This is a genomic window from Alcanivorax sp. REN37 (genome assembly GCF_041102775.1).
Classification (GTDB): domain Bacteria; phylum Pseudomonadota; class Gammaproteobacteria; order Pseudomonadales; family Alcanivoracaceae; genus Isoalcanivorax; species Isoalcanivorax beigongshangi.
The window spans coordinates 158,901-171,812 of sequence record NZ_JBGCUO010000001.1; the positions used below are offsets into that span (position 1 = coordinate 158,901).

General features: G+C 61.2%; 1 protein-coding gene. It reads left to right on the forward strand.

The window, feature by feature from the left end:
- The first annotated feature begins 118 nt into the window (after positions 1–118).
- Positions 119–12,814: a filamentous hemagglutinin family protein gene (locus AB5I84_RS00740; protein ID WP_369453915.1), complete on the forward strand. Its 12,696-nt coding sequence runs from the start codon at positions 119–121 to the stop codon at positions 12,812–12,814.
- Positions 12,815–12,912 lie beyond the last annotated feature (98 nt).

The window sequence follows — 12,912 nt, forward strand, 5'->3', positions numbered from 1 at the left end:
AATCTTCCGTGAAACTCCCTGGCGCTCGCTTCGGTGCCTTCAGGTATGGACCGTCCCTTCCCTCAAGGACCTGAATCCGCGGCTGCCTTGGCGGCCCGCAACCGGAGTTGAACAGCTAATGGCGGCTCGTACCCTGTTTCCGCGAACCCTGCGGGTGTCCCGCACCCACCGTTTCCTGCTGCGTCCGTTGGCGCAGGCCGTGGCACTGGCCATGCTTAGTCAAGGCGCCTTGGCGGCGATGCCGGGCTGGATGCATGGTGGTACCGCGCCGCCCAGTCAGGGCGGCAGTGCTGGTGCGGGCTATCCTGGTGGGCTGCCGCCGGGTACTGGCGTGCCGCGGCCGCCGATGCCGACGCCGGATGCTCAATTGCGTGAAAGCATGCGCAACCTCGGCAACACGCTGTCCAATATTGCTGCTGCGCAGGCCCGTCATGCAGCGTCGCGCCGTGCCGCCTATGACTCCGCCATCGACATCCCCGATGGCTTGGGCGAAGGCGGCCTGCAAATTGACCGTTCGCTGCCATTTGAAGAAGCTTGGCGCAATGCCAAGGCGCCGGTGCAAACCATCAAGGATGGCAGAACCGAGGTCACCATTACCCAGACCGACGACAAGGCGATCCTGAACTGGGAAACCTTCAACGTCGGCCGCGACACCACGGTGAACTTTGAGCAGGAACGGGACTGGGCGGTGCTCAACCGCGTCAATGATGCCCAGTCGCGACCGTCGCAGATCCTTGGTCAGGTGAAGGGCGACGGCACTGTGATGATCGTCAACCGCAACGGTGTGATCTTCACCGGCACCTCACAAGTCAACGTGCGCAATTTGGTCGCGGCGGCGACGCAGATCAGTGACGAGCAGTTCAGCGAGCGCGGCATCTACGCGAGCGAAAGCAACAACCAATACACCCCCAGCTTCACCGCCGCCGGCGGCAAAGTGGTGGTTGAGGCCGGCGCTGAGATCACTACCCACAAAGCCGAAAAAGCCACGGAAGCGGGCGGCTACGTGATGCTGCTTGGGCGTGAAGTGCACAACGCCGGCCGGATCGTGACCGCCAATGGTCAGGTCACGCTGGCCGCCGGGGATGAATTCGTCATCCGCCGCGGTTACAGCACCGACAGCAACCCGGGCTCCAGCACCCGTGGCAACGAAGTGGGCGTGCGCCGCGCTGCCGGCAGCGACAGCGGCTTGGTGACCAACAGCGGCATCCTGCAAGCCTCCACCGGCGACATCACCTTGGCAGGGCATCAGCTGCGCCAGGACGGCGTCATCGTCAGTTCGACCTCGGTGGACAATCGCGGCACCGTGCACCTGCTCAACAGCGCCCGCGACAACGAGGGCAGCATCACCTTCGGCAAAGACAGTGTCACCGCCATTCTGGTGGAGGACAGCGATGTTACCGGTTTGGATGCACAGAAAGACGCCGGGCTCACCAACCTTGTTGGTCAGGGTCCCAATCAAGTGAATAACACTGGCGACTTCGACCTTTATAGCGGTGCCCGTACCCACGGGGCCCTGTCGCGGGTGGAAGTTGTCAGCGGTGGTGAAGTGAATTTCGAAGGTGGCAGCACCACGCTGGCGACCGGCGGCCACATCACAGTGGACGCGCCCCGCACCCAGATCCGCGATGGCGCAGTGCTGGACGTGTCCGGCGCTACCGGTGTGGTGGTGTCGATGGAATCGAACAGCATCCGCATCAACGTACAGGGCTTTGAGCAGCGCGAATCACCGGTCAACCGCGACGAAAAAAATCTCAACAGCAAGCGCGTGTGGATTGATCTGCGCGATCTGATTTTCGTGCCGTCGGGCACCAACGGCTACGACGGCGACCGTTGGTACACCGCCGGCGGCCTGTTGGAAGTAGGTGGTCATGTGGCCAACCTGGGGCGTGGTATCGGTGAGTGGTTGTCGCAGGGCGGCAGCCTGCGGGTCAGCGGCAAGGATCTGGTCACCGAGCAAGGTTCTCGCATCAACCTGTCCGGCGGCACCCTGCAGGTGCAGACCGGCTACGTCTACAAGTCCTATGTGAAAGGTGCCGACGGCAAGCTCTACGACGTTGCCACCGCCCCCGGCGACGTGCTCTACACCGGCCTGTACCAAGGCTTCGAGCGCCGCAGCGAGCGCTGGGGTCATACCGACTATTACTGGAATCCGATGGTGGCGTCACAGCGGGTGCTGGAGAACGGCTACACCATCGGCCGCGACGCGGGCCAGATGATGGTCGGTACCGAAACCGCCTCCCTGGCCGGCGACCTGATCGGCGAGGTGTACCAAGGTGATCGCCAGATCCGTCGCGGCCAAGCCGGCCTGGAAAGTTTCTATCAGTCGCAGAACGCCATTGCCCGCGGTGCCGAGTTGATCATTGGCAAGCTCGAGCAGTTCTACGACAAGAGCAGCGGTCGGTTGGTGGATCGCTTCAGCGCCGTGACCGACCAAGTGACCTTGGGGGGCGATGCCCGCGACAGCGGCATCCACCTCAACGGCGATTGGCTCGACGCCCAAGGTTTGAGCCGCCTGCGCGTGGCCGGTCTCGACAGCGTCAGCGTGGAACAGAAAGTGTCAGTGGCCGACGGCGGCAGCATCCAGCTGCTGTCTCCCCATGTACGCATCAACGCCGACTTGGTGGCGCGCAGTGGGCGCATTGAAGCGGGCAATATCAGCCGCCAACCGACGGTCCTCAACGACACCGTCACCATGGGCGACCATCTACTGCGCGCCCGCGGTGAGAATCCGGTGGGCATCGAAGTGGCCGAAAACGTGGTGCTGGATGCCTCGGGTCGCTGGGTGGTGCTGAGCACCGGCGGCGATACCAAGCAGCTCGCATACCGCGATGGTGGCGATGTGTTGCTGCGCAGCAGCGGTGACACAAAGCTGGCGGATGGCAGTTTGATCACGGTGTCCTCCGGCGGTGGCTTTGGCGAGAACGGCAAGCGGCTGGGTGGCCGCGGCGGCAATGTCACCTTCGGGCATATCGAGCTGGGCGGTGATCTGGAACTGAACGGCGAGATCGAAGGCTACGGCGTGGACGGTGGCGGCACGTTGACGTTGATTTCAAGTCGTGGGGTGGTGATTTCTGATGATGATAGCGCCGGCGCGGAGGGGATCATTGAAGCCGGGGAGGAAATCGGTACCGGCTTCCGTTTGCAGCGGGACATCACCGTAGAAGTGAAGGAAGGGCAGCGGCTGCCGTTCGAGGTGACACTGCAGCGGACCCATGTGGACGGTGGGCAGGTGGTCCCAGTGCGCGTTAATTACGACGTCTCACCGGCCAAACCATTAGTGTTGGCTGAGAGCTGGACCGTGCCTCCGAGAGGTACCCCGGGGATGGGTACCAACGCTATCTTTGCACTGGGTGGCACCAGTGGCAGTGTACGGCCGGGGGACGTGATTCCTGCAGGCAGCACCATCACTAACCGGAGTGGTTTGGTCGCTTTGCTCGGGGTGGGCGCTCGCATCCCCGCCAACGTTTTTCCCAGTGGTATTCCGGTGCTGGCTCCCTATAGCCAAGTGGTTCCTGCGGGGTCGATGTTGTCGGCGTCTATGGTGGCTGCCTTGGGCGGAGTCGCGACGGCTGCGGCCGGCACTTTGCTGAAGGCTGGTGAAATAGCCTCCGTGGATTTCGCTGTCCAAGCGCAGCAGCGCTTGGGTACGGATCAATTCTCTAAAGGTTTCTCCCACTACCAAGTGGGTGGCCGAGATGGCTTGACGGTGGCCGCGGGCACATTGCTGGAAGTGGTTATGCCCGTCTTGCGGGCGGCGCCGGGATCAAGCACGGCAGATGTCTGGTTGCCCGACCAGTTCACGGTGAACGGTGACGCATCCGCCCTTGAGCAGCGTGCAGGTGCTGGACTTTCTCTGACCACGGGCGCTACGGGCAGCTTCAACCCGACCGCACAACTACGTGTTGATCAGGGCGCAGAGCTACGGGTGGATGATGGCCAGCAGATAGCACTTACGGGCGACACAGTAGATATCCGTGGTCGCATTCAGGCTCATAGTGGCAGCGTCGATGTTGCGGCGGCCAATATTACCGAATTAGCCGGCCATGGCATCGTGGTCCGTGATGGAGCGGTGCTGGATGTGTCAGGTAGAGCCTGGCTTGAAGAGCGTTCTGATCGTCGATTGGGTTGGGTGGGCGCCGGTGGGCGCATCCGGCTTGGAGGTGATGTCGATGACGCAACGGGCAGGCTGAATATGTTGCTGCCGGCCACTAATGGACAGGGGGCGGTAGTACTGGAGTCAGGTGCTTCGTTAAAAGCCTCCGGCAGCGAGGCAGAGTTCGATATCGAAGCGTTGGGTCGCACGCGCCGTGCCACCGATGGTGGCAGCATCAGCCTTGCCAGCCGCCGACAACTGGATTTGGAGGGAGAGCTGCTGGCGGCTTCCGGCGGAGAGGGCGCCAGTGGCGGACGCTTGTCTGTGGCAATGGGCATTGCCACCTACCCAATTAATCAAGGTGCCGTATGGCAGATGGATGAAGGGCTGTTCCGCATTCGTCAGATTATTCTCACCAATACCGAAGCTGAGCGACCAGAAGCGGAGTCCGGCTCGGCGTCACTGTCGATGGAAAAAGTAGCGGCGGGTGAATTCGATGAGTTGACGATTCACAGTGAGGGTGGGATCCAAGCGCTGGGTTCATTGGAAATGTCGCTGGGCCGTGCTATTCGACTTTTTGCTGGAGGGTATGGCTGGGCTTCTGGAGTTGATGCCGGTGCAGGTCATCGATGGGCGGTGCGGGCGCCTTATGTAATGCTTGGGGGAATTTCTTTCCCCACCGAGATCGCTAACGGCGCTATTGCTCCTAGCTATCAGCTTAATACTGGGAGCAATACGCCTGGTCTGTCGAAGGCGGCCGGTGACTTGGTGATCAAAGCAGATCACGTAGATTTGGCAGGTCACGTCGCTCTGGGCAATGCTCCTACTGCTGGGAATCAGATCATTGTCGAACGTGAGAAGGCGGAGCTGAAAGGGTTTGACGCCGTCAGCATCCGCAGCTCCGGGGATATCCGTTTCTTGGGCTTTAATGCAGGTAATGGTCAATCGTCTTTGAGAACGGCTGGGTTCTATACTGCCGGGGACATTTTCCTAGAAAGTCAGCGCGTTTATCCAGCCACGCATGTGCAGGTTACAGTTGTTGCGGGGCGTGAGGGGGCGGTCTCGGTTCCTGGCAGCTCTTTAGAAATAAAGTCTGTGGCAGGCTTGCTCCGTGAACAGAAGCCCTATTCAGTTTTTGGTTCATTGAATCTGTCAGCGGAGTACATCCGCCAAGGTGGTGCCCTTTATGCACCGCTAGGTCACGTCAGTATGGGAGGTGCCCATACCTCTTCTGTGGTGCTGGAGCGTGGCAGTCTGACATCAACCAGCAGCGCTGGGCTGGTGATGCCCTATGGCGGCACCGTGGACGGTGAGGTGTGGTGGTATGGAGGCGTTGAGAAAAATCCGGACGCTCTGTTTGGCGGTAGCCAAAACCGGGTAGACATCATCGGTAATCACCAGCAAGTGGAGCAAGACGCGATAATTGATGTCAGCGGCGGCGGGGAGTTGGCCGGCGCCGGGTTCCTGCCAGGTCGAGGTGGTTCCACCGATGCTCGCCTCGCACCGTTAATTCAAATCGGTACGGATGGATTCAGGCTCCCGGGTTTGGCGACTAACCCGGTTTATGCTTTGGTGCCAGGCTACCAGTCCGCTTATGCCCCTATTGATCCAGAGCAGGGTGCTGGACTGCCGGACGTCGGGCGTCAGGTGGTCATTGAAAGCGGTGTGCCTGGGCTGCCTGCCGGTGTTTACACCTTGATGCCTTCCACCTACGCCTTGCTGCCGGGAGCGTTCCGCATTGAGTTTAATGGCGATGCTTTGCCCGGCGATCGCGTCCAGTCACTGACCAATGGTTCTTTCTCCGCGCCCGTCCTAACGCAGGTGGCCGGCACCAATATTGGCGATGTGGCGCCCCGCCAAGCCTTGATTACCTCCGCCGCTAACCTGCGTCGCTACGCTGGCTATAACGAGACCTCCTACAGCGAGTATCAATTGGCTACCGCGTTATCTGATGGCGTGCTGCGCGGTCGGCTGCCTGCCGACGGCGGTACGTTGCGTCTCAACTTCAACACCGGTAGCGATCAAGGCGAGTCTCTGGACTACGCAGGTACGTTGCGGGCCGGCGCTGCGGAAGGCGGCATTGGCTCAACCCTTGAGATTGTCGCGGCTCGCACCGGTGAAATGGAAATTGTGCAGTCCGGGGCAGGGCGCAGCGAAGATTTTGTAGGCGCCTCGTTATCAGCGGACTCGTTGATGACGCTGGCGGAGGACATGGAGCGCTTGGTGATAGGCGGCGTGCTGAGTGGTGGCGGCACGGTAGCCAGTGGCAACTTGGTTAACGTGACTGCCCAAACCGGCGCCCTTCACGTGCGTGAGAACGTGCACTTAACCGGCAACGAGCTGTGGTTAATTGCGGGCGGTACTGGTGCTGGAGTCAATCTAGAACAGGGGGTAGTGGTCGATACCCTTTCCGGTAAGCGCCCGGTGCTGGATGCCGCTTCCGGTGTGCGCTTTGAGGTAGATGGGGCGGCATTGGTGGTCAGCAATGGCGTCCAGCGCGTGGATGTGAAAAGCGGCAGCAGCGCCCGCCTGCAGATTGGCGAGCAGGCGCGCCTCTACAGCCAGGGTAGTCTGCGCTTTGTGGCAGCATCAGATGTGAGCCTGGCAGACAGTGTGCGCTACGGCACTCGCCACTTGGGCCTGTCGTTAGGCCACGTGAACATGGGATCTGCAGAGGCGTTGGCCGAAGCCCAAGCGAACGGTGTGCTGCCAGACGGCTTCAGTTTCGACCAACAGACCCTAGAGCGATTGTTGCAAGGCGATACGTCCAGCGGAGCGCCGGCACTGGAGAGCTTCACACTCGGCGCGTCACAAGGCATGAACTTGTTTGGCGACGTGACCTTGAGCACCTATGACAGCCAAGGAAAATCCCTGCTGGATGTCTTCATGCTGTCAACGCCAGCCATTCTTGGCGCTGGCGGAGCGGACGACACCTTCACTCTTAACACACGACACTTGGCCTGGGATGGTGGAGTCGCTGCCGCGGAGCGGCCAGAGCAAGTCGTCGAGGGTGGTGCGGGCAACGGTTCAGGGCGCTTTGTGGTGAACGCCGATGTGATTGAAATGGGACCCGGACCGGATGCCTCTCAGGTGAGTCGCGACAGCCGCGACCGCACCCTGCTCGGCTTTGCCGAGGTGGTACTGCAAGCGCGCCAGCGCTTCACCACCGGCCACACCGGCACACTCAAGGTCTACCAATCTCGCGGTGACTACGTCGAAGGCGAGGGGTACCGCTATCAAGGCGGCAACCTGCGCATTGAAACCCCGCGCATTACCGGTAACGCCGGGGCCGATCTGTCGGTGATGGCTGGCGGCGATGTATTGCTCACCGGTCTGCCGACAGGTGTTGAGGCGGTTGAAGACAAGCGCGATCTCACCCGCGACCTGGGTGCCTCGCTGTCGTTTGCCGGCGAGCGCGTCACGCTCGACACCGAGGTGCTGCTGCCCACCGGTAAGTTGGCTCTTAAAGGCCAAGGCGATGTGGTGCTCACCGATAATGCCGTGATCGATGTGGCCGGCCGCACCCTGCAATACCGCGATCAGCGTCAATACACCTGGGGCGGTGATGTGGAGCTGGAAAGCGAACAAGGCCGCATTACCACTGCCGCCGGCAGCAGCATCGACCTCAGCGCCACCAACAGCCAAGGTGGCACCTTGAAGGTCACCGCGCTCGGCGAACAAGACGGCCATGTGGATTTGCGCGGCCGCATCCGTGGCGCGGTCAGCGGCGAGTACGACGCCGCAGGAACCCGGCTGCCTTATGCCGGTGCTGAAGTGACGGTACGTGCCCAAACGCTGGCAGACTTTGCCGAGTTGAACTGGCGCCTCAATGACGATCAGGTGTTCGGCGCCCGTCGCTTCCAGCTAAAACAAGGCGACTTGGTAGTCAGCGATGAGGTCAAAGCGCGTGAAGTGCGCATTGCCTTGGATAACGGCAGGCTGACGGTGGATGGCAAGATCGACGCATCAGGCCTGCTCACCGGCACCATCGAACTGTTCGCCCGCAATGGGCTCACTGTCACCGGCCGTGGTGTGTTGGATGCCCACGGCACGCGCCTGCGGGTGGACTCTTATGGCCAGATCATCGATGCGGTCAACCGTGCGCAGGTGTTGCTCAGCAGCGGCGATGGCGAGCTGGTGATGGAGCAGGGTGCCCGTGTTGATCTGCGCCACGGCGTGGACGCACCGCGCACCGGCAAAGGCGCCCATGATGGTGCCGAGCGCGGCACTCTGACACTGATCGCCCCCCGTCGCGGCGCGGATGCGGACGGCGATGTGGCGGTGGATATCCGTGGCCAAGTCCAGGTTGATGGCGCCCGCCGCATTGATCTGCTGGCGTTGCGCAGCTACGACGACGCACCGGTGGACTGGGACAACGCCGACGGTGACCGCGAGCAGATCATCAACCAGGCGTACCTGGACCAGAAGCACCAAGACAGCACCTTGTTCATCAACGCCGCGCTGCGCAACGACGACCTGCGCGCTCGCTTTGCCGGCTTGCGCGATGGCCGCGAACAGGCCTTCCACCTGCGCCCGGCGGTGGAAATCCGCTCAGACACCGACGACGGCAAACTGGTAGTTCAGGGCGATCTGGACCTGTCCCGCTACCGCTACGCCAGCTTGAACCCCAACACCCCGATGACTGGCGACTACGGCTCCGGCGAAGCCGGCGCCTTGACGCTGCGTGCCGGCGGCGACCTGGAGGTGCTGGGCAGTATTACCGATGGTTTCATGGCACCGCCGGTGTCTCCGGACGAGAACGGATGGTTCCTCAGGGCTGGAGTCGATCGCTACTCGACGGACGTGATCCTGCAGGTTGCAGATATTGTGCTTGCTCAAGGCACCGCGTTTCGACCGGGGCAAACACTGAACTACGATGTGCCGTTGGCCGCCTTCTGGATGGCTGCGGGCGGCGCGTTGGGAACTGAAGTAATACTGGATGCGGTAGCCACCTGGCCTGCTAATACGGTTTTGGCTGCGGATATCCTACTGCCCGACGGCACCCGCTACAGTGCCGGGACGCTACTGACTGACACCTTAGTGCTGCCGGCAGGCAGTCGGCTGGGGGCAGGATCGGTATTGCCCGTCGCCGTGCAGGTGGCGGCGATGACTTGGCCAAAAGGTATCGCTCTGCCATTTGGCAGTGCTAACGCGCAAGCGGCCCCTACCAATTTGGCTGAGTACAGAGTTTGGCGGCTAGAGACCAGTCATGATCTGGCTCTTAAGCGCGGCTCTCTCATTCCGGCGGGGATTGACGTGAAATTGCCGGATGGCGTCGAAGAGTTCGACTTGCGCAGTCCGGTGGACGGCTCTCAGGGACGCAACTGGGCGCTGGCCGCCATGTTGCCCAATGGTTTTGAGTCCTGGGATTTGTCTTTGGTAGCCGGCGGTGATCTGGATAGTGTTGATCCATTAGTGGCTCGCCGCCATGGTCGCTTGACGCTCTCAGACCACCATTACCAAGTGGCCCGACGTCTGGCCGAGACACCTCGGTACCTTTGGCAGGCGGGTAATGGGATGGGGATGGCCCCTGGAGAGGACGTGGCGCCGGAGCAACTGGTTGAGTGTGAAGCGAACCCCGGCTGGTGCGCACAAGACCTTTTCGCCAAGCGTCGTCTGGTCGTTGGTTTGATCCCGAGCGTAGTGCGGACTGGCACAGGTCGGTTGGATCTCGTGGCGGGGGGGGATGTCAGCATGGACTCCCTTTATGGAGTCTATACCGCCGGAACGCCACTACCGGTGGCTGCTGTGTATAACCAGCCGCGCGCAGAGAGCGAGCTCGCTGGTGTGGCGGGTGGGGATTACCAGCATTTGGTTGGCGGTAGTCAAACACCATGGCAGGCGTGGTATCCGGAATACGGTGGGCAGTTGACGGTCAGAGCAGGCGGTAACCTCACAGGTTTCATGGCCTCGCCGAGATATGAAGTGAGCGCGCCTCGAAGCGTTAACTATGTCAAGCCGGGTGCTTGGCTCTGGCAACAGGGGATCGGTGAGGGTGGTTTGGAACAGCCGATACCTGGCGCTTGGTGGATAAACTACGGGACTTACATCCGACAAGACGAGGACGTCGGGGCTAGCTTCCACACCGACCCGCTGGATCGGCAAACAGCCAACCGGGCGCCCCGGTTTGTCGGCTTCACGGGTGTAGGGACGCTTGGTGGCGGCAATCTGGCGGTGGAGGTCGCAGGCAGTATCGGTGTGGTGGCGCCGAGGCGAAATGCCAACAGTTTTGTGTCACAGGGTATCCAGTTCTGGGTGGCTTCTTCTGCCCGTGACGTGGCGGGTGAAATGCTCGCCGCAGGCGGAGGGGATCTACGGATGCGCGCCGGGGATATCAATCCGCTGGATGTTGTGAGTTTTTACGGGGTGAATCCCACTACGTCTTCATGGGCGGGTAGTTTGGGGGTATTGCGCGGCGCACTACAACTGCAGGCGGGCAGTAGCGGTTACGGGCGCCTCGCTGACGCAACTCTGCTTTCCCCTTCGGGCTGGGCGGTTGGCTTAGGGCAGCGGCCTCAGCGTGTGTCAGCATCTGGCGCGTTGGACTTGGTATTAGGGGACGCACAGGCCTCCCTCGCTGTTCAGAGAGATGCTTGGATTAACACCATTGCGGACATCACCAGGATTGGTGGCACCCACCTTGCTTCCACTCCGTCTTGGTTCACCAGTTGGAGTCCGGGTACCGGTGTCACCGTATTGTCAGCCGGTGGTAATGCGGGGCTGCGGTTCAACGCACATTTACTTAATGGCGGTGATAGCGTTAACAGTGCCCCCAAGGAAGGAGAAATTGGCACCGCAGCGGGCGTGGGAAACTACTATTTGCCTTCGCGGGTCGATTTGTTCGCCGGCGGCGAGAGCATTTTTATCGGCGGCGCTTTTTCTTCAGGGCAGCGCCAGCAAGGAAAGTCGCAATACTTTATGCCTTCAGAGCAAGCGTCCATCCGGCTGCTGGCGCGGGACAGTATTTGGGGTGGGGGATCCAGCTGGCTGCCGATCGATACCAGCATAGACGCTTTGGCAACCATTTTCCGTCCAGCCTATGCGGGTAACGTGTCACTAGGGCCGGGTAACTGGAAAAATGACCTCCATGCCTACGGTTCTTATAGCACAGCCTCAGACTCTGACCGTGCCATGCCGCTCTGGGCTTATGCCCTCGATGGATACCTAACGGACTTCCATGTTGGCAGTGTGCGCCGCGACCCAGGGGGGCGCACACTGTACGCGGCCGGGGGGCCGGTCCATCTGTATGCCGGCAAAGACATTATCGGAGTGGGTCAGCCCGATGCGGTCACTAATAACGAGGGAGGTGCTTATGGTCTCGCCAGTCACAGCCGCAACGACGACGTCAGTACCATCGAAGCCGGAGGGCGCATCCTTTCTTCGTCATTCCGCGTGGCGGGTCCCGGGCGGCTGAACGTCTTGGCGGGTGGCAGCATCCTGTTGAAGGACCAGGGTCAATTCACATCCCTGGGGGTGGTGGTGCCCAATGATTTGCGCTTGGGTGCAGACATCCAGATGGTAGCAGGCTTGAATCAAGCTCCCCTTGCAGCCGATGCCCTGCTGGACAAGTACTTGGACGATCAATGGCTGGCCGACCCTGAGCTGCCACTGGCGGACCAGCCTGGCTATGTGGTGAAGAGCTACCGCAAGGAATGGGCGGAGTTCCTGCGCGAAAATGCGGCGTTCCAAGGGACAGATGACGAAGCGCTGGCACAGTTGGGTCTGGTTGCTGCGAGGCTGCGTGAGGACTTTGCTCGGCAAATCGTGCTCAACGAATTGCTGCTCAGTGGGCGCGAGTTCAATGATCCGGACAGTCGCCGTGTTGGCAGCTATTTGCGTGGGCGCCGTGTTATTGAGATGGCTTATGTCGACCGCCCTGAACCTGACGGCGCTCTTTCTGCGGATGTCATTATGTTCGGTGGCTCCGGCATCCGGACGATCAATGGCGGGGATATCCATGTCCATACGCCGTTTGGTGCCCAAACCTATGGCGTGGAAGGCGTCGATCCGCCGGGCACCGCGGGGGTAATTACTCTGGGGCAGGGCGATATCCGCCTGTTTTCCCGAGACTCCATCCTGCTGGGACAAAGCCGGATCATGACGTTGCTGGGCGGCAGCATCCAAGCCTGGAGCGAATTGGGCGACATCAACGCCGGCCGAGGTGCTCAGGGTACGCAGTTGTTCACGCCGCCCCGTCGCCTGTATGACCAGTGGGGCAATGTGTTGCTGGCTCCTAATGCGCCCAGCAGCGGAGCGGGTATTGCCACCTTGAGTCCGGTGCCGGGCACCGAACCGGGGGACGTGGATTTGATTGCTCCGCTCGGCACCATTGATGCCGGTGAAGCGGGTATCCGCGTGTCCGGCAACGTCAATATCGCCGCGCTGCAGGTACTTAACGCGGACAACATTGAGGTACAGGGGGAGGCCAAAGGATTGCCGGTGTTGGCGGCAGTGGATGTGGGTGCGCTGTCTGCAGCCAGCGCAGCATCAAGCGCGGCTGCCCAAGCAGCAGAGGCGGTGAATCGTCAGCGAGAGCGCAGCCAACAACAGTCTTTGATCAGTGTAGATGTGCTCGGCTACGGGGACGAGGACTTGGCCCCTGGAGGAGCGCCGCTGTCTCAGGCGGCGCCCCCCCCTGCGGTAGAAGTGTTGGGTGGCCCCACCCTCCAGGCTCAGGCCTTGGCGTTGTTGACGGCGGAAGAGGTGTCGGCGATGCGTTAACCGGAGGTCAACTTCATAGGCGTGTTTAAAAAATCCCCTGCTCTTGATGGAGCAGGGGATTTTTAATTTAAAGAGCGCGTTATTTCCCACTTTTTATG

What these genes read in the sequence shown, in the direction of transcription:
- AB5I84_RS00740 (WP_369453915.1), top strand. Translation starts at nt 119, where the DNA reads ATGGCGGCTCGTACCCTGTTTCCGCGAACCCTGCGGGTGTCCCGCACC.